14 protein-coding genes and 2 pseudogenes are annotated in these 17,315 nt (G+C 70.4%); 9 read left to right on the top strand and 7 right to left on the bottom strand.

Annotated features, from left to right (window positions below; genetic code table 11):
* Positions 1 to 329: pseudogene (locus tag ACFFNX_RS19425) on the top strand (sacsin N-terminal ATP-binding-like domain-containing protein); the annotation flags it as partial.
* Positions 330 to 579: 250 nt separating this feature from the next.
* On the opposite strand, the gene ACFFNX_RS19420 reads toward ACFFNX_RS19425, so the two are convergent.
* Positions 580 to 843 (bottom strand): DUF2530 domain-containing protein, encoded by a 264-nt coding sequence (locus tag ACFFNX_RS19420; protein ID WP_378203796.1) that lies wholly within the window; start codon positions 841 to 843, stop codon positions 580 to 582.
* A 140-nt stretch (positions 844 to 983) separates the two neighbouring features.
* Here ACFFNX_RS19420 and ACFFNX_RS19415 point away from each other — a divergent pair, with 140 nt between their 5' ends.
* The 4 genes from ACFFNX_RS19415 to thpR all read left to right on the top strand — a co-directional run bounded on the left by ACFFNX_RS19415 (position 984) and on the right by thpR (position 5,090).
* A complete protein-coding gene (locus tag ACFFNX_RS19415; RefSeq protein WP_378203793.1) occupies positions 984 to 2,456 on the top strand; it encodes an NCS2 family permease in 1,473 nt (490 codons plus the stop codon).
* 332 nt (positions 2,457 to 2,788) lie between these two features.
* Positions 2,789 to 3,229 carry a MarR family winged helix-turn-helix transcriptional regulator gene (locus ACFFNX_RS19410; protein ID WP_378203801.1) on the top strand — a complete coding sequence of 147 codons (441 nt, stop codon included), beginning with the start codon at positions 2,789 to 2,791 and terminating at the stop codon, positions 3,227 to 3,229.
* Positions 3,226 to 4,470 (top strand): MFS transporter, encoded by a 1,245-nt coding sequence (locus tag ACFFNX_RS19405; protein WP_378203798.1) that lies wholly within the window; start codon positions 3,226 to 3,228, stop codon positions 4,468 to 4,470. Before ACFFNX_RS19410 ends, ACFFNX_RS19405 begins: the two co-directional genes overlap by 4 nt.
* Positions 4,471 to 4,532: 62 nt before the next feature.
* Positions 4,533 to 5,090 carry an RNA 2',3'-cyclic phosphodiesterase gene (thpR, locus tag ACFFNX_RS19400; protein ID WP_378203790.1) on the top strand — a complete coding sequence of 186 codons (558 nt, stop codon included), beginning with the start codon at positions 4,533 to 4,535 and terminating at the stop codon, positions 5,088 to 5,090.
* Here thpR and ACFFNX_RS19395 read toward each other — a convergent pair.
* Entirely contained in the window at positions 5,065 to 5,898 is an 834-nt protein-coding gene (locus tag ACFFNX_RS19395) for a phosphoribosylaminoimidazolesuccinocarboxamide synthase (RefSeq protein ID WP_378203787.1), read from the bottom strand. The genes thpR and ACFFNX_RS19395 overlap by 26 nt on opposite strands.
* 163 nt (positions 5,899 to 6,061) lie before the next feature.
* Between ACFFNX_RS19395 and ACFFNX_RS19390 the strand changes: the two genes are divergently transcribed.
* The gene (locus ACFFNX_RS19390) at positions 6,062 to 7,546 is read left to right on the top strand and encodes an alpha/beta hydrolase (protein ID WP_378203784.1); all 1,485 of its coding nucleotides are present in this window, start codon (positions 6,062 to 6,064) and stop codon (positions 7,544 to 7,546) included.
* A 32-nt stretch (positions 7,547 to 7,578) separates the two neighbouring features.
* Here ACFFNX_RS19390 and ACFFNX_RS19385 read toward each other — a convergent pair whose 3' ends face one another.
* The 4 genes from ACFFNX_RS19385 to ACFFNX_RS19370 are packed head-to-tail and all read right to left on the bottom strand — an operon-like array spanning position 7,579 to position 12,336.
* On the bottom strand, positions 7,579 to 8,460 hold the full coding sequence (locus ACFFNX_RS19385; RefSeq protein WP_378203781.1) for a carbohydrate ABC transporter permease: 882 nt from the start codon (positions 8,458 to 8,460) through the stop codon (positions 7,579 to 7,581).
* A gap of 2 nt (positions 8,461 to 8,462) precedes the next feature.
* Positions 8,463 to 9,413, bottom strand: a complete 951-nt coding sequence (locus ACFFNX_RS19380) for a carbohydrate ABC transporter permease (RefSeq protein WP_378203778.1) — start codon at positions 9,411 to 9,413, stop codon at positions 8,463 to 8,465.
* Between the two features lie 23 nt (positions 9,414 to 9,436).
* Positions 9,437 to 10,717, bottom strand: a complete 1,281-nt coding sequence (locus ACFFNX_RS19375; protein ID WP_378203775.1) for an ABC transporter substrate-binding protein — start codon at positions 10,715 to 10,717, stop codon at positions 9,437 to 9,439.
* 32 nt (positions 10,718 to 10,749) lie between these two features.
* The gene (locus ACFFNX_RS19370) at positions 10,750 to 12,336 is read right to left on the bottom strand and encodes an alpha-amylase family glycosyl hydrolase (RefSeq protein WP_378203772.1); all 1,587 of its coding nucleotides are present in this window, start codon (positions 12,334 to 12,336) and stop codon (positions 10,750 to 10,752) included.
* 179 nt (positions 12,337 to 12,515) lie between these two features.
* On the opposite strand from ACFFNX_RS19370, the gene ACFFNX_RS19365 reads away from it, so the two are divergent.
* Positions 12,516 to 13,139: a TetR/AcrR family transcriptional regulator C-terminal domain-containing protein gene (locus tag ACFFNX_RS19365; RefSeq protein WP_378203768.1), complete on the top strand. Its 624-nt coding sequence runs from the start codon at positions 12,516 to 12,518 to the stop codon at positions 13,137 to 13,139.
* A 48-nt stretch (positions 13,140 to 13,187) separates the two neighbouring features.
* On the opposite strand, the gene recD2 is transcribed toward ACFFNX_RS19365, so the two are convergent.
* Positions 13,188 to 15,431: an SF1B family DNA helicase RecD2 gene (recD2, locus tag ACFFNX_RS19360; protein WP_378203765.1), complete on the bottom strand. Its 2,244-nt coding sequence runs from the start codon at positions 15,429 to 15,431 to the stop codon at positions 13,188 to 13,190.
* 308 nt (positions 15,432 to 15,739) lie between these two features.
* Between recD2 and ACFFNX_RS19355 the strand changes: the two genes are divergently transcribed.
* Together ACFFNX_RS19355 and ACFFNX_RS19350 are read left to right on the top strand one after the other, a co-directional pair.
* Positions 15,740 to 16,726, top strand: a complete 987-nt coding sequence (locus ACFFNX_RS19355; protein ID WP_378203762.1) for a YjiK family protein — start codon at positions 15,740 to 15,742, stop codon at positions 16,724 to 16,726.
* Positions 16,727 to 16,760: 34 nt separating this feature from the next.
* A pseudogene (locus tag ACFFNX_RS19350) lies at positions 16,761 to 17,315 on the top strand (hypothetical protein); the annotation flags it as partial.

The following is a 17,315-nucleotide window of genomic DNA, read 5'->3' as shown; positions in this document are numbered from 1 at the left end:
AGGTCGCGGACGCGCTGGAGCTGGCCCTGGGCAGCGAGGAGGTGCCGGGCTCGATCGAGTCGGCGGGCACCCTGCGGCCGGTGCCGGACGTCCTGCGCGCGGTGCTGCCGGAGGCGCCCGAGACGTACGTGCGACACGAGAAGCTCGTGGTCGACGGTGTGGCGGTGCCGTGGTGGTACGACGAGGGCACGGTCCACGCGAGCGACCCGGCGGGCCTGGCGCGGGGCGCGGCGTGGGCGTGCGACCGATGGAGCGACCGCCTGCTAGCCGAGGCGGCGCTGCGCGACCCGGACGCCCTGCCCGCCCTGCTGGCCGAGGCGGAGCTCTGACGGCGACACCGGAGGGTTGTTTCCGCCGTTCGTGAGCGCGCCGCCGTTCATGCGCGCGCCGGTGTTCTTGAACGCCCCGGCGGTCGGCCGGTTCGGCCGCTCGATGCGACGCGGCACTCGCCGACGAGGGCCGCCAGCGCGATCACTCCGCCGGGCGAGCCGGTCCGCGACGACACTGCCGCCCGGACGAGCACCGGTGCCGCTGACCGACGGGAGACCGCCGCGGTGGCCGTCCGCAGGGTGAGGTCTCCTACTCGGGCGGAGCGTCCTCGGAGTGCTTGGCGGCGTGGCGTTCGGCGGCCGCGGCGCGGCTGCGCTGCAGGCGCGGGATGTACCAGCAGCCGAACATGCCCATGAGGAAGCCGACCAGGCAGACCCAGCGCCACCAGTGGTCGCCCGGTGCCAGCGGGACGATCAGCAGGATCACGAACGCCACCGCGAAGGCCGCCGCCCCGATGGCGGAGACGAGAACGTCGTTGCTCTCCATCGGGGGCGGGTCGGGTTGCCGCGTCATGTGATCAGCGTATCGGCCGCCCGGCATCGAGGGCAGAGCCGCAGATCACGTTGCGAAGGTCTTCCGTCTGCAATGTCTGGTCTGTCACTCTGCGTACGTCATTTTTCGACTCGGGGCCCTGGACTAGGAGAGATAGGGACGTGACGACGACGACAGTGGCCGCCGAGCCGCGGAACGGCCTGGATCGATATTTCAAGATCACCGAACGCGGCTCCAGCGTGGGTCGGGAGATCCGTGGCGGTCTGGCGACGTTCTTCACCATGGCGTACATCGTGGTGCTGAACCCGTTGATCATCGGCACGGTGCCGGACAAGACCGGCGCGGTACTCGGCATCCCCAAGGTCGCGGCCGCCACCGCGCTCGTGGCGGGTGTGATGACGATCATCATGGGCGTGGCGGGCCGCTTCCCGCTGGCGATCGCGACCGGGCTCGGCCTCAACGCCTTCGTCGCCACGACGCTGGCCCCGGTGATGACCTGGCCCGAGGCGATGGGCCTCGTGGTGCTCGAGGGCATCATCATCGCGATCCTCGTGCTCACCGGGTTCCGTACGGCGATCTTCCGCGCGGTGCCGGAGGGGCTGAAGGCGGCCATCGGCGTCGGCATCGGGTTGTTCATCGCGCTGATCGGCTTCGTGGACGGCGGCTTCGTCCGCCGCGTGCCGAACGAGGCGAACACGACGGTCCCGGTGCAGCTGGGCATCTCCAACAACCTGCAGAGCTGGCCGGCGCTGGTGTTCGTGCTCGGCCTGCTCGTCACGGCGGTGCTCGTCGCCCGGCGGGTCAAGGGCGCCATCCTCATCGGCATCGTCGGCACGACGATCCTGGCGATCATCGTCGAGGCCGTGGCCAACGCCGGCCCGACCGTCGTGAAGCCGGGTGTGGTCAACCCCAAGGGCTGGAGCCTGAACGTCCCGAAGCTGCCCGGCATCCACCACATCGCCGGCACGCCGGACCTGTCGCTGGTCGGCCACTTCACCCTGTACGGGTCGTTCGCCCGCGTCGGCGTGCTGGCGGCGGTGCTGTTCGCGTTCACCCTGGTCCTGGCCGACTTCTTCGACGCCATGGGCACGGTCGTCGGCATCGGCAGCGAGGCCGGGCTGCTGGACGAGCGCGGCGCGCCGCCGAACATCGGGACCATCCTGTTCGTGGACGGCCTCGCGGCGGCGGCGGGCGGCGCGGGGTCGGTGTCGTCGGCGACGGGCTATGTGGAGTCGGCGGCGGGCGTCGGCGAGGGCGCCCGTACGGGCCTGGCGAACGTGGTCACCGGGGCGCTGTTCCTGGTGGCGATGTTCCTGGCCCCGATCGTGCAGATCGTGCCGTTCGAGGCGGCGACCCCGGCACTGGTCGTGGTCGGCTTCCTGATGATGAGCCAGATCCGGCGGATCGACTTCTCCGACTACGAGATCGCCATCCCGGCCTTCCTGACCATGGTGATCATGCCCTTCACGTACTCCATCACGAACGGAATGGGCGCCGGCTTCATCTCGTACGTCGTCATCAAGATCGTCCGCGGCCGCGCCCGCGAGGTGCACCCGCTGTTGTGGCTGGTGGCGGTCCTGTTCGTGGCCTACTACGCCATCGTTCCCATCAAGGTGATCCTCGGCGTGAACTGAGGATCCACGGTCGGTGGGCTCCCGAGCGTCCTAACCGGGAGCTTCCCGACATACGCTGGTGATCGAGGGGGAGGGGCGGCCGCGGCCGTCCTCCCCCTCTCGCAGAAGAGGTCCAGGTCATCGCGGCCGTGACGAGCGCTGGGGCCGTCACATCCGGCCGAGGTGTCCGGCGTCGTGCGGCCCGGTGGTGCGCGAGGGTCCGCCCGGCGGTCAGGAGAGCGCGCCGTCGTCCCCCATGGAAGAAGGAGAGGGCCGGGGTCTTTCGCTTCGCTAACGAACTGGCGGAATAGACATCCATCGTTTATCGTTAGCAAGAGTAATGACTTCAGCTAATGAACATGCAAACGTCACAGACCAGAAGCCGTGCGGGCCTGGCGGCGGCCCTGCGCGTCTCGATCTCGCGACTGTCACGCCGCATGCGCGCCGAGGGCGGTCACTCCTTGAGCGCCACACAGATCGGGGCGCTCGGCGCAGTGGCCCGGCACGACGCCCTCACCCCTGGCGAGCTCGCCGAGCACGAAAAGGTGCAGCCGCCCTCGATGACCCGGACGATCGCGCGGTTGGAGGCGGACGGCCTGCTGACGCGCAGCCCGCACCCGACCGACCGGCGGCAGGTGGTGCTCAGCCTGACCGCGGAGGGCGACAAGCTCCTGAAGGAGGAGCGCCGGCGCAAGGAGGCCTGGCTGGCGCAGCGGCTCGCGGAGCTGACGCCGGAGGAGCAGACCATCCTGCGTCAGGCGGCACCGATCTTGGAGAGGCTCAGCCACGGCTGAGCCTTTTTCGCTCGCTCCGCAACCGCAACTACCGGCTGTTCTCGGCCGGGCAGGTCGTCTCCAACACCGGCACGTGGATGCAGCGAGTGGCCCAGGACTGGCTGGTCCTGAACCTCACCCACGGCAGCGGCACCGCGCTCGGCATCACGACCGGTCTGCAGTTCCTGCCGCTGCTGCTGTTCGGCCTGTACGGCGGCGTGATCGCCGACCGGTTCCCCAAGCGCCGGGTGCTCATGATCACGCAGATGGCGATGGGGTCGCTCGCGCTGATCCTGGGCGTCCTCGCGCTCACCGGCAGCGCGCATGTGTGGCACGTGTACGCGCTCGCGTTCGGGCTGGGCGTCGCGACCGTGGTGGACAACCCCACGCGTCAGACGTTCGCGGTCGAGATGGTCGGGCCGAACGACCTGACCAACGCCATCGCCCTCAACAGCGCGATCTTCAACACGGCCCGCATCATCGGCCCGGCCATCGCGGGCGTGCTGATCGCCGCGATCGGCACCGGCCCGGTCTTCATCGTCAACGCCGCGTCGTTCCTGGCCGTGCTGCTCGGGCTCTACATGATGCGCGATGACGAGCTGTACATCCGGCCCCGCGTGCCGCGGGCCAAGGGCCAGCTCCGTGAGGGCCTGCGCTACGTCCGTGACCGCCGCGACCTGGTCATGCTGCTGATCATCCTGCTCTTCGTCGCCGCGTTCGGCATGAACTTCCAGATGACGACCGCGCTGATGAGCCGGGAGGTCTTCCACAGCGGCGCCAGCTCGTTCGGCCTCGCCTCGACCATGCTGGCGATCGGCGCCGTGTCCGGCTCGCTGTTGTCCGCCCGCCGCAAGCGGCCCCGCATGCGCCTGATGCTCATCGCCGCCGCCGCGTTCGGCGTGCTGGAGATCGTGAGCGGGGCGATGCCGACGTACGGCCTGTTCCTCGTCGCGCTCGTCCCGACCGGCGTCGCGCTGCTGACCTTCAACACGACCGCGAACGCCGTCATGCAGCTCAGCGTGCCGTCCTGGATGCGCGGGCGCGTGATGGGCCTCTACATGCTGGTCTTCGCCGGGAGCTCGCCGATCGGCGCGCCTCTGCTCGGCTGGCTCGCCGAGGTCTTCGGGCCGCGCTCGGGCCTGATCATCGGCGGTGTCGTGTCCCTGGTCGCCGTGACGGCCGTCGTCGCGATCATGGCTCCGCGGTCGGCGCTGAACGCGCTGCGGCCCCGGGTGGCCGACGGACTCGGCGAGGCGGACTGAGAGACCGCACGGGCACCCCGCGCGGCGAGGGCTCCCGAGCGGTCTTCTGCGACCCTGGTGGGGTGAGACTCTTCGTCGCGCTCATCCCGCCCGAGCCCGTGCTGGACGAGGTCGCGGCGGCCTTCGCGCCGTACCGTGCGGACTGGCCGCACCTGCGGTGGACCCATCGGGACACCTGGCACGTGACGCTGGCCTTCTACGGCGAGGTCGACGAACCGGCCGCCGAGCGCCTGCGTCCCCGCCTCGAACGCGCCGCCGCGCGTCACCCCCGGCGGGAGCTGGCGTTCGCGGGCGCGGGGGCGTTCCCGAGGGCACGGTCGGCGCGCACCCTGTGGACCGGCATCGAGACCGACCTCCAGCGCCTGGCGGACTCCTGCCGGGCCGCCGGCCGCCGCGAGGGCATCGACACCGGCCGGACCCTCCGCTTCCACCCGCACCTCACCGTCGCCCGTACGCGGGCGCCACGAGACCTCAGGCCGGTCGTGGAGGGGCTTCAGGCGTACGAGGGGACCCCGTGGACGGCCGGGGAGATCCACCTCGTCCAGAGCCATCTCGGCGGCGAGGTGCGGTACGAGACGCTGTGCCGCTGGCCGCTCAGGGACGCCAGGGCGAGCCGGTGATCCGTTCGTAGACCTCCGTGTAGCGGGCCTGGGTGGCCGCCACGACGTCGTCGGGGATGGGCGGGCCCGGCGGCGTACGGTCCCAGCCGGTCACCGATGAGGACCAGTCGCGGACGAACTGCTTGTCGAGCGAGTGCTGTGCCCGGCCCGGCTCCCAGGCGTCGGCCGGCCAGAACCGGGAGGAGTCCGGCGTCAGCACCTCGTCGGCGAGCACGATCGTGCCGTCCGGGGCGCGCCCGAACTCCAGCTTGGTGTCGGCGATGATGACACCGCGCTCGCGGGCCAGATCCGCGCCGCGCCGGTAGACCTCCAGCGTGAGGTCGCGCAGGCGCTCCGCGGTCTCGGCGCCGATCTCGCGCACCACGTCGTCGAAGGTGATGAACTCATCGTGCCCGGTCGTCGCCTTCGTGGTCGGGGTGAAGACCGGTTCGGGCAGGCGTGAGGCCTCGACCAGGCCCGGCGGCAGCGGCACACCCGACACGGTGCCCTGCTTCTCGTACTCCTTCAGCCCCAGTCCGGCCAGGTAGCCGCGGGCGATGAACTCGACCGGGAACATCTCCAGCCGCCGGCACCGGATCGCCCGCCCGGCCCACTCCGCCGGCACGTCCTCGGAGATCACGTGGTTCGGCACGACGTCGGCGAGCCGGTCGAACCACCACAGCGACAGCTGCGTCAGGATCGCGCCCTTGCCCGGGATCGGGGTCGGCAGGACGACGTCGTAGACGCTCACCCGATCCGACGCGACCAGGATCAGGTCGTCGCCATCGGCGTAGACGTCCCGGACCTTGCCGGAATGCACCAGCTCCATGTACCCCTCCACCTTGCCGAACCCGTATCCGCAACGTACCCGGCGCGTCCTCCGCCCGTGCCCGCGCCCCCCGGACCTCGGGCCGGCGGGATGGTGCTGGCCCCAGGAACACTCACCGGCTGGCCCCGTGGGCACGCGTGGCGCGGGCCGCGAGGCTGACGGCATGCGAACCCTCAGGCACGGTGCGGCCACGGCCGCCGCGCTGGCGATCACAGCGACGGCCTTCGCCGCCCCCCTTCCCGCGCACGCCGCCGGAGCCGCCACGGTCTCCTGGCACGCGTGCGACGGGACCGGACTCGACCCCCGCCAGGAGTGCGCCACCCTGTCCGTGCCGATGGACTACCGCCGGCCGGACGGGCGGCGGATCGAGCTCGCGATCTCCCGCATCCCCAGCGAGCGACCGGAGAAGCGTCGCGGCGTCCTCCTCCTGATCCCCGGCGGCCCCGGCAACTCCGGGCTGGACCGGCCCTCCGAACTGGGCGGCAGGCTGCCCGCGGCGGTGCGCGAGGCGTACGACCTCGTCGGCTTCGACCCTCGCGGAGTCGGCCACAGCACACCGATCAGCTGCGACCTGCCACACGATGACCTGGCGCCGGCGAACCAGCGGCCCTGGCCGGCCCCGGACGGCGACATCTCGGGGAACGTCACGACCGAGCGCCGTATCGCGCGGACCTGTGCTCGCAACGGCGGGGAGCTCATCCGCAACATCAGCACGGTGAACGAGGCCAGGGACATCGACCGCATCCGCCAGGCGCTGGGCGAATCGAGGGTCTCGGCCTGGGGCGTGTCGTACGGCACCTACGCCGGCGCCGTCTACACGACGCTGTTCCCCCAGCACACCGACCGGGTGGTGCTCGACAGCAACGACGACCCCGACCCGGTCCGCGTCGAGCGCGCGTGGCTCGCTAACTACGCGGTCGGCGTCGAGGACCGTTTCCCGGACTTCGCGACGTGGGCGTCGAAGGCGGGCAACCCGTACCGGCTCGCCGCGACCCCCGGGGCCGTACGGTCCCTGTTCGTCGGCCTCGCCGCGCGCCTGGACCGCGAGCCGATCCCGTGGCCCGGCGCCACTCCTCCGCGGCTGAGCGGCAACGTCCTGCGCGAGACCCTGCTGGAAGGCCTGTACGACGACGAGGGCTTCCCGGGTCTGGCCACCCTCATCCGCGCGGCCCGTGACTCGAAACCCCTGCCCGCGCCGTCCTCACCGCCCGAGGAGGTGCTGCAGAACACCACCGCGGTCGCGGTCGGCACCCTGTGCGACGACGTCGCCTGGCCGAACTCGATCCCCGACATCGCGCGCGACGTCGCCGCGGACCGGGTCCGGCATCCCCTCACGGCGGGCATGCCGGCGAACGTCATGCCGTGCGCCTTCTGGCCGTACCGGCCCGCGGACCCGCCGACGCGGGTCACCTCGCGCGGGCCGTCGAACGTGCTGCTCGTGCAGAACCTGCGCGATCCGGCCACCCCGTACAGCGGGGCGCTGAACATGCGCCGCGCCTTCGGGGACCGTGCTCGGATGGTCACCGTGGACTCCGGCGGACACGAGGCGTACCTGGCCAACGGCAACGCCTGCGGCGACCGCCTGGTGACCGCCTTCCTGGCCGGGGGACGGCGCCCCGCGCACGACACCCTCTGCCCGGCGGAATGATCGGGAGATAGCGGATCACCGGCTGGTGAGGGCTACTTGAAGGCGCCCGCGGTCAGGCCGGAGACGATGCGCCGCTGGAAGACCAGTACGGCGATGACGAGAGGGACCGTCACGATCGCTCCGGCAGCCATGATCGCCGTGTACGGGATCTGGTGGGGCTGGGAGCCGGCGAAGTTGGCGATCGCCACCGTGACCGGCGTGACCTTGGGGTTTCCGTTGGAGAGCAGGCTGGACAGCAGGAACTCGTCCCAGGCGGAGAGGAAGACCATGATCGCGGTGGTGAACAGGCCGGGAGCCGCGAGCGGAAGCAGGATCCGGCCGAAGGCCTGGGCCGGGGTCGCGCCGTCCACCTGCGCCGCTTTCTCCAGCTCCCAGGGCATCGCCGCGAAGAAGCCGGTCAGGATCCAGATGGCGAGGGACAGCGCGAACGAGAGGTCGGGGATGATGAGCGCCTGGTAGGTCCCGAGCCAGTGCATGCTGGTGAACAGCTGGAACATCGGCGTCACGATGGCGACGCCGGGGAACATCGATGCGCTGAGGACCGCCGCCAGCACCTTGGACTTTCCGCGCATCGGCAGCCGTACCAGTGCGTACGCCGCCGGGCCCCCGAAGAGAAGCGCGAGCACCGTGGTGGCGCACGCGACGATCAGGCTGTTGAGCAGGGCCCGTCCGAAATGGTCACCGCTGCTCGTGTCGAAGGCCGCGCGGAAGTTGGCCAGCGTCGTGTGGGTCGGCCACGGTGTGCTGTCGAAGGTGTGCCCGACGTCGCGGAACGCGGTGACGACCATCCAGTAGAAGGGGCCCAGGCACCACACCACGATGACGGCCGCTCCCACGTACAGCCACGGCCGCCGCCGCGGCCACCGGCGGCGCGTCCCGCGCGCTGACGTGTCTTTCCTGGACTCGACCGTCATGACTACGACACTCCATGTTGTTCGGACTGGACGAGGTTGACCCGGAAGACCCGGACGAGCGTCAGCGCGACGGCGAAGATGAGCACGAAGGTCAGCGTGGAGATCGCCGAGGCGCCGCCGTAGCCCTGCTGGAGCTGCTGGACGGTCAGGATCGACAGCGTCGTGGTGGCGTGCCCGTCACCGCCTCCGCCGTGGGTGAGGATCGCCGGCAGGTCGTAGATGCGAAGGACGTCCAGGACTCGGAAGACGACGGCGACCAGCAGGGCCGGCCGTACCAGCGGCAGGGTGATCCGGACGAAGCGCTGGAACGGGCCGGCGCCGTCGATGCGGGCGGCCTCGTACAGGTCGTCGGGGATGCCCGCCATTCCGGCGAGGACCAGGAGCGCGACGAACGGCGTCGTCTTCCACACGTCGGCGATGACGACCGCGAACCGCGCGGGCCACGCGCCGTCGGTCCACAGGATGTGGGTGCCGAGGGACCGGTTGATGACGCCGTCATAGGCGAACATGAAGAACCAGAGTTTCGCGGTGACCGCCGTCGGGATCGCCCAGGGCACCAACACGACCGCGCGCAGGAACCCACGGCCCAGGAACGACTGGTTCATGACGATGGCCATCAGGACGCCGATGGCGACCTCCAGCGACACGGTGACCGCCGTGAAGAACAGCGTGACGAGTACCGAGCCCCAGAAGTGGCCGCCCAGGGTGCCCGGCGGGCACGTGGTGTCGCCGCATCTCTGCGTCAGCCAGTGCAGGTAGTTCGACAGTCCCGCGAACTCACCGCCGTGGGTGAAGAACCCGTTCCGCAGGCTCGGGTCGCCTCGGAACGACGTCACGAGCGCCGCGACGATCGGGTAGCCGATGACGGCGGCGAGCAGGACGAGTGTCGGTGAGACGAGTACCGCGCCCAGGCGGCCGCGGCCGCGTTCGGGTGTTTCGGACAGCTGACTCATGGTGCGTTCCCGTCTGACGCGCATCACTGCTGGCTCGTCGCGGCGAGGATCGCCGCCTGAATGTCTCTGAGCGCCTTGTCGGTCGACTTGTCGCCCTTGATCGCCGCGTATGCGTTCTCGCTGATGGCCTGCGTGACGGCGGGATAGAACGGCGTCATCGGCCGTTCGGTCGCGGTCGTGATGCTCTGTTCGAGCGTGCGGAGGTAGCCGAGCGCGGGGTCGTGGAGGAGCGACGGGTCGTGGTAGAGGCTCGCGAGTACGGGTGACTGGCCCTCTTCGATCAGCAGTTTCCGCTGGACCTTGGGGGACTGCAGGTAGGCCAGGAAGTCCCGTGCGGTCGCCTTGTGCACCGAGTAGACGTTCACGGCGTTGTCCTGGCCGCCGAGAGTCGTACGCCCCGGGCCGTCGACCCCCGGCAGCGTCGTGACGCCGAACCTGCCCTTCACCACCGAGCCGCCGTCGCTGTTGGCGAGCGGGTACACATACGACCAGTTGCGGAGGAACAGCAGCTTGCCGGCTTCGAACGCCTGCCGGCTCTCCTCTTCCTCGTAGGTGATCCCTTCCTTCGGGATGTCGCCGTCACGGTAGGCGTCGACGAGGAGGGACAGCCCTTTCCGTGCGGCCGGTGTGTCGGCCGAGGGCGTCGTGCCGTCGGACTTGAGGAAGCCGCCCCCGGCGGCGGCGACCGCCTCCGCGACGTTGACGGTGAGTCCCTCGTACTTCGCGAACTGGCCCGCGTAGCAGCCCATGTGGTGTTCCCGGGCGACTCCGCAGTCCGCCAGGAGCTCCTGCCAGGTCCGCGGCGGCCGCGGTATCAGGTCCTTGCGGTAGTAGAGCAGGCCGGCGTCGGTCATGAACGGCGCCGCGTACAGCGTGCCCCGATACTCCGCGGTCGCGACCGTCTGCTTCAGCAGCGGCGACGTGTCCATGGTGTAGGCGCCGTCGAACGGCTGCAGCCATCGGTGCGCCGCGTACTCCGCGATCGTCACGACGTCGGCCCCGAGGACGTCGTAACCGGAGTCCTTCGCCTTGAAATGCTGCACCAGGTTGTCGTGCAGCTCGTTCACGTCGCTGAACTGTTTGAGTGTCACCGGCTGGTCGGGATGGAGCTTGTTCCACGCGTCGATGACCTGCTTGCTCGCGGTACCGGACTCGTCCGAGGCCTCGACGAACGTGATCGGACCGCGGCCGGTCAGATGTCGCCGGGCGGCCTGGAGGCCGCTGTCGGGCGCCGCGCAGCCGGCGACCGTCAGCATGAGCGCCGTCAACGCGGCGGCCAGCGCACGCCGAGCACTCACGTTCATTCGATTCTCCTCGTCTGCGACGGCCTGGGTGGTCACGCGGAAAGCAGGACGATCGCTTCCCAGGGGCGGAGGGTCGGCGCCGAGCCGGCCTCGGGCAGGTCCTCGCGGATCGTGGCACTGGACAGCACCGGCTCCCCGGTGAGCTCCAGCGGCTGGGGATCGGCGGAGAAGTTGGCGGCCACCGTCAGGGAGCCGCTGGTGTAGACCCATCGCGTCTTCGACACCGCGACCTCGCGGTACGGGGCGACGACACCGGCGAAGGCCTCCTTGCGGAGCGCCACGAGCGCGCGGACCAGCGCGAGTGTCGACGTACCGTCGGCTCGCTGCTCGGCGACGTTGAGGCTCTCGTCATCCGGAAGCGGTAGCCAGGGTGTCCCGGTCGTGAAGCCCGCCCCAGGCGTGCGGTCCCAGCGCATCGGCGCACGCGCGTTGTCCCGCGGCCACTGCCCGTTCCGGCCCTCGGCCGTGAGCGGGTCCCGGTGCAGGTGGGGAGGGATGTCGCTGTCGACCATCCCCAGCTCGTCACCGTAGTAGAGCGCGTACGTCCCGGGAAGGGTCGCCAGGAGCGTGTGGGCCAGGCGGGTCCTGCGCGGGTCCCCGTCCGCCCATCGCGTCGCGAGGCGCGGCAGGTCGTGGTTCGAGCCGGCCCAGACCGGGCATGCGCCGGCCGGGAACGCGGCCAGCGAGTCCGCGACGACGCGGGAGAGCGCGAGTGCTTCGAAAGGAGCGAAGATGAACGGGAAGTTGAACCCGAGCTGGAGCTGGTCGTTGTCGCCGTAGTACGGCGCGAGCTCGTCGACGCGCGCCACCCAGGTCTCCCCGAGGAGCAGCGGCGTCTCCGGCCGGCTCTCCGCGCGACGGCGCCAGTTCCGGTAGACGTCGTGCACCTCGGGCTGGTTGAAGTTGTAGAGGTGCTGGAGTCCGTACCGGCCCTGCACCGCGGTGCCGTAAATGTAGGCGCCGTCGTGCTTGGGGTTGTCCCGAAGCAGCGCGTCCTTGTACAGGCCATTGGCGACGTCGATGCGGAACCCGGCGATTCCGCGATCGAACCAGAAATCCATGATGGCCTCGAATTCGGCGTGCACCGCCGGGTTCCACCAATTCAGGTCCGGCTGTTCGGGGAGGAAGTTGTGGAGGTAGTACTCGCCGCTTTCCTCATCCCACGTCCACGCCGGTTCGCCCGTGTCGTCGAGCCAGTTGTTCGGCGGGGATCCGTCGCTCTCGGGCGGCGCCCAGACGTAGTAGTCGCGGTACACCGAGCCCGCCGTGGACCGCGCCTCGACGAACCACGGATGCTCGCTGCTGGTGTGGTTGGGGACCAGGTCGAGCATGACGCGCATCCCGCGGTCCCGTGCCCGTGAGATGAGGTCGTCGAGGTCGTCGAGGGTGCCCAGCTCCGGGTGGACGCCGCGGTAGTCGGAGACGTCATAGCCCCAGTCGTGGTCCGGGGACGGCATCGTCGGGGAGAGCCAGAGCGCGTCGACGCCGAGCCACTGGAGGTGGTCGAGCCGGTCGATCAGACCACGAAGATCGCCATAACCGTCGCCGTCGCTGTCTTGGAACGAGCGGACGTAGACGTGGTAGAGCGTGGCGCCGTGCCACCAAGGGGAATGGTTCATCGGGGGGCCTCTCCGGGCGGGCGTCTCTGGCCGAGGAAGGGTAAGTGACTTCGCCAAACGAATCGTGATTCGTTTGATCGGTATGCTGTACAGCGGGCATTGCAGCTGTCAACGCCCTAAACGAACGACGTTCGTTAAGCAGGTGCCGCGACGACGAAAGCGATTCGGAAGGGGCCCGAATGCCGCGCCCGAGCAAGCCGCTGCTCTCCCGGGAGATCATCGCCAACGCCGCGCTGGAGATGACCAGTGAGACCGGCGGGTTCACCGTGCCCGGGCTGGCGAGGCGGCTCAACGTCCGCCAGTCGTCGTTGTACAACCACGTGAGCGGCCGAGCCGAGATCATCGAGCTGATCCGCCGGCAGTTGCATGAGGCGATGGCGGTCCGCGTGGACGTGACCGACGACTGGCCGGACGTCATCCGGCACATCGCCTCCGCGCAGCGCTCGTCGATGGCCAAGCACCCGTGGCTCATTCCGCTGCTCGCGACCTCGCCCGCAGACCTGGACGCCGCGATCACCACGGTCGAGAACTTCGCCACCGTCCTGTGCCGTGCCGGTTTCAGCGACCGGGACGTCGTGCTCGTCATCGCGATGATCGACATCGTGACGATCGGCGCGAGCCTGGACCTGGCCTCGCCGGAGGACATCTATCCGGCCGAGGTCCTCGCCGAGGCGACGACGCTGGCACGCGTCATGCGAAGCAGCCCGCCGGGAGCCTCCCGCGCGGACGCCGCCTTCGAGTTCACCATCGAGATCATCATCGAGGCGATGCGCGCCCGGCTCCGTCGGCCGAACCCGGGTTGACCGACATTGACCCGGGGCCGAGACCGCCGGACCGACCGCGATCAACTCTCAGAGATCACGACCGGCCGTCGTGGTCAGGCGGTGGGTGAGGGAGGTGTGGCGGCGTCCGGCGCCCGCGGTGCGTACGGCCGCCGCCAGCGCGCGGCGTGAGCCGGCCAGCACGACCAGCTTCTTCGCCCGGGTCACCGCGGTGTAGAGCAGGTTGCGCTGGAGCATCATCCACGAGCTGGTCGTCAGCGGGATGACCACGGCCGGGTACTCGCTGCCCTGCGAGCGATGGATCGTCACGGCGTACGCGTGCGCGAGCTCGTCCAGCTCGGCGAAGTCGTACGCGACGCTCTCGTCCTCGTCGGTGCGCACGGTCAGGGTCTGCTCCTCCAGCGACAGGGCGGTGACCACGCCGACCGTGCCGTTGAAGACCCCGGCGGCGCCCTTGTCATAGTTGTTCCGGAGCTGGGTGACCTTGTCGCCGACGCGGAAGACGCGCCCGCCGTAGCGGCGTTCCGGCCGGTCGTCGCGGTGCGGCGTGAGTGCCTCCTGCAAGAGCCCGTTGAGGTTGCCCGCGCCGGCCGGCCCGCGGTGCATCGGGGCGAGCACCTGCACGTCGCGCCGTGGGTCGAGGCCGAACCTCCGCGGTATGCGGCGGGCCACGATGTCGACCGTCAGCTCCGCCGTGGGCTCGGTCTCCTCGCACGGGAACAGGAAGAAGTCGGGGAACCCGCGCACGTGGGGCGCCTGCCCGGCGTTGATGCGGTGCGCGTTGACCACGATCCCGGACTCCTGCGCCTGCCGGAAGATCTTGGTGAGCCGGACGCGCGGCACCGCGTCGGCGGCGAGCAGGTCGCGCAGCACCTCGCCGGCGCCGACCGACGGCAGCTGGTCGACGTCGCCGACCAGCAGCAGGTGCGCGCCGCGTGGCACGGCCTTGACCAGCTTGTTCGCGAGGATCACATCGACCATCGAGGTCTCGTCCACCACGATCAGGTCGGCGTCGAGCGGGTTGTCGCGGTCGAACTCCGGCTCGCCGCCCGGCTGCAGCTTGAGCAGCCGGTGCACGGTCGCGGCCTCGTGGCCGGTCAGCTCGGCGAGCCGCTTGGCCGCCCGCCCCGTCGGCGCGACCAGCAGCACCTTGGCCTTCCGTGCGACGGCCAGCTCCACCACGGACCGTACGGTGAAGCTCTTGCCGCAGCCCGGCCCGCCGGTGAGCACGGCGACCCGTGAGGTCAGCGCCAGGCGTACCGCCTCCTCCTGCTCGGGCGCGAGGTCGGTGCCCGTACGGCGGTGGAGCCAGGCGAGCGCCCGGTCCCAGTCGACCTCCTGGAAGGCGGGGAGACGGTCCTCCTTCGTGCGCAGCAGGTCCAGCAGACCGCCGGCGAGGGAGCGTTCGGCGCGGTGGAACGGCGGCAGGTAGACGGCGGGCACCTCGCCGTCGCCCACCGGCACCCGCTCCCGTACGACCTCCTCCGTGGCGGCGGCGTCGTCCACACAGGGCGGGACGAGCTCACGCGGCACCTCGAGGATCTTCACGGCCTCCGTGACGAGGTTCGGCTCGGGCAGGTAGCAGTGCCCGTTGTCGGCGGCCTGCGAGAGCGTGTACCGCAGGCCGGCCTTGATCCGCTCGGGCCCGTCGTGGGGCATCCCCAGGGCGCGGGCGATGGTGTCGGCGGTGCGGAACCCGATGCCCCAGACGTCGGCGGCCAGCCGGTACGGGTCCTTGCGCACGACCTCGATGGACTGGTCGCCGTACTTTTTGTAGATGCGCACGGCGAGCGAGGTGGACACGTCATGGCCCTGCAGGAAGACCATGACCTCCTTGATGGCCTTCTGCTCCTCCCACGCGTCGCCGATCCGCTTCGAGCGCTTGGGCCCCAGCCCGTACACCTCGACCAGCCGGGCGGGCTCCTCCTCGATGACGCGCAGGATGTCGGTGCCGAAGTGCTCGACCATGCGGTCGGCCATGACCGGTCCGATGCCCTTGATGAGGCCCGACCCCAGATAGCGGCGGATGCCCTGGACGGTCGCGGGCAGGACGGTCGTGTACGAGCGGACCTCGAACTGGCGGCCGTACTTCGGGTGCGTGGTCCAGCGTCCGGTGAGCCGCAGGCTCTCGCCGATCTGCGCGCCGAGCAGCGGCCCGACCACGGTCAGCAGGTCCGGGCCGGTACGGTCCGTCGCGACGCGGGCGATCGTGTACCCGGTCTCCTCGTTGGCGTAGGTGATCCGTTCGAGCACCGCCTCGAGCTCCCGCAGCCCGCCGGAGGCGTCCGGTTGTGCGTCCGTCACATCGGCCATGGTGCCCGAGCCGGCCGAGCGCCGAGGCCGTCGGCGGCCGGAATCCGAAATCCCCGACACGCCCTGACTCTGAAACCGAGGGGACATCTGAGCCGGATGAGGTGCACGGGCGCCGGTGCCCGCGGCGGCGCACCCGGGGTCCGGCGGATCGGGGGACCGCATAGGCTCATTGGCGTGAACCGTGCTCCGCGATGGTTGTTGCCGGCCGTCCTGGCGGTCCTTCTGTCCGCCGTGGTCGTCGGCACGATTCTCCATTGAGTCGCCCGCGCCAGGCTTCACGCGCCCGGGGAGCGGTGAAGACCCAGAGCATGTCGCCGCGATCCATCTCCAGGGCCCTTGCCGCCCTCCTCACCGTCGGGGCGACCGTGATCCCCGGTACGGCGCGCGCCGCCGACGACGAGCCGAAGAAGCTCTGCACGATCAAGGACCCGCGCATCGGTGAGTCCAGCGGCCTGGCCGCCAGCCGGCGCCACCCCGGCATCGTCTACACCTTCAACGACTCCGGTGGGCTGCCGCAGGTGTACGCCCTGGGCCCGGACTGCCGCACGCGGGCCACGCTGACGTTCGGCGGCGCGCGCAACCGCGACTGGGAGGCGATGGCGCTCGGGCCGAACGGGATCTACGTCGGCGACATCGGCGACAACCTGAACGGCGCCTGGCCGTACGTCACCGTCTACCGCATCCCCGAGCCGTCGGTGCTGCGCAGCCAGACGCTGCACGCCACGGCGTACCGGATCAAGTACGCCGACGGCCCGCGCAACGCCGAGACCCTGATGATCAATCCGCGTACGGGGCGGCTGTACATCGCGAGCAAGGCGTTCAGCGACTCGCTGTACGAGGGCCCCAAACGTCTCAGCACGACCGGTTACAACATCATGCACAAGGTCGGCGACGCGCCGTTCTACGCGACCGACGGCGCGTTCGCGCCCGACGGGCGGACCTTCGTGATCCGCGGCTACTGGGGCGCGGAGATCTACCGCGCGCCGGGCAAGAAGATCGCGGACGTCTCCATTCCGAGCCAGAAACAGGGCGAGGGCATCACGTTCACTCCCGACGGCCGGTCGCTGTTGCTCAGCTCCGAGGGCAAGAATCAGCCGCTGTGGCAGGTGCCGGTTCCGGCCAATGCGCTGCCGGCGCGAACCAGCAGCGCGTCTCCGGGGAACTCATCGGGAAAGGACGGTGCGAGTGGCAGGCCTGCCGGCGGTTCGAAGAAGCTGTCGGCGGTCAGTCTGGTCCTGGTCGCCGGAGTGATCGTTCTGATCGCCGGTCTGTTCGCTCGCAGACGAGGGTCATGACGGGATGGGCGCTGACATGTCACGATCTGTTCTCGTGAACCTCGAGTTGATCGGCCTCCGCGCTCCGGCGCGCCGGCTGCGTCCGGTGGCGGCCGGGCCCTTCGCTCTTCTCTCGTTGGTCGTCGCGCTGCTGCCGATCCGGCCGGCGGGGCTGTGGCTGACCGCCGTGATCGCCTGTTACACGCTGCCCTGGCTCCTGGGCCTGCGGGAACGGCGGCCGGGCCGCTGGCGGCTGTCCGCGCGCGGCCTTGAGCGTCTCGCCGCCGACGGCACGGTGACGGAGGCGTACGAACTGAGCCGCGTCGAGGAGTTCGCGGTGACCGCGGACGACGGCGTTCTCACGATCTTCCACCGATTCGGCGCCACGGTGGCGGGCCCGCTCGCCGAGATGGGCTTCGACCTGCTGAGTTTCTACGTCACCGCGCGGCGCCTGGGCATCACCACCCACGTGATCGACGGCGACCGGTCGCTCTTCGAGGACGACGGCCTGCCGCAGGAGGACGAGGCGCCGCGCGCCCTCGGCCGCCGCGCCGAGCAGCGCCTGCGCGACCAGGAGGCGGCCCTGCTCGCCGTCGCGCACGAGCCGCGG

This window comes from Actinoallomurus acaciae (genome assembly GCF_042429965.1).
Classification (GTDB): domain Bacteria; phylum Actinomycetota; class Actinomycetes; order Streptosporangiales; family Streptosporangiaceae; genus Actinoallomurus; species Actinoallomurus acaciae.
Note: the sequence above shows the minus strand (reverse complement) of the source record. Positions and strands in the feature narration are given on the sequence as shown.

Coding starts and splice junctions, on each gene's coding strand:
- ACFFNX_RS19355 (WP_378203762.1), top strand. CDS start 15,740: ATGTCGCCGCGATCCATCTCCAGGGCCCTTGCCGCCCTCCTCACCGTC.
- ACFFNX_RS19420 (WP_378203796.1), bottom strand. CDS start 843: ATGACGCGGCAACCCGACCCGCCCCCGATGGAGAGCAACGACGTTCTC.
- ACFFNX_RS19380 (WP_378203778.1), bottom strand. CDS start 9,413: ATGAGTCAGCTGTCCGAAACACCCGAACGCGGCCGCGGCCGCCTGGGC.
- recD2 (WP_378203765.1), bottom strand. CDS start 15,431: ATGGCCGATGTGACGGACGCACAACCGGACGCCTCCGGCGGGCTGCGG.
- ACFFNX_RS19395 (WP_378203787.1), bottom strand. CDS start 5,898: ATGGAGCTGGTGCATTCCGGCAAGGTCCGGGACGTCTACGCCGATGGC.
- ACFFNX_RS19370 (WP_378203772.1), bottom strand. CDS start 12,336: ATGAACCATTCCCCTTGGTGGCACGGCGCCACGCTCTACCACGTCTAC.
- ACFFNX_RS19390 (WP_378203784.1), top strand. CDS start 6,062: ATGCGAACCCTCAGGCACGGTGCGGCCACGGCCGCCGCGCTGGCGATC.
- ACFFNX_RS19410 (WP_378203801.1), top strand. CDS start 2,789: ATGAACATGCAAACGTCACAGACCAGAAGCCGTGCGGGCCTGGCGGCG.
- ACFFNX_RS19365 (WP_378203768.1), top strand. CDS start 12,516: ATGCCGCGCCCGAGCAAGCCGCTGCTCTCCCGGGAGATCATCGCCAAC.
- ACFFNX_RS19375 (WP_378203775.1), bottom strand. CDS start 10,717: ATGAACGTGAGTGCTCGGCGTGCGCTGGCCGCCGCGTTGACGGCGCTC.
- ACFFNX_RS19385 (WP_378203781.1), bottom strand. CDS start 8,460: ATGACGGTCGAGTCCAGGAAAGACACGTCAGCGCGCGGGACGCGCCGC.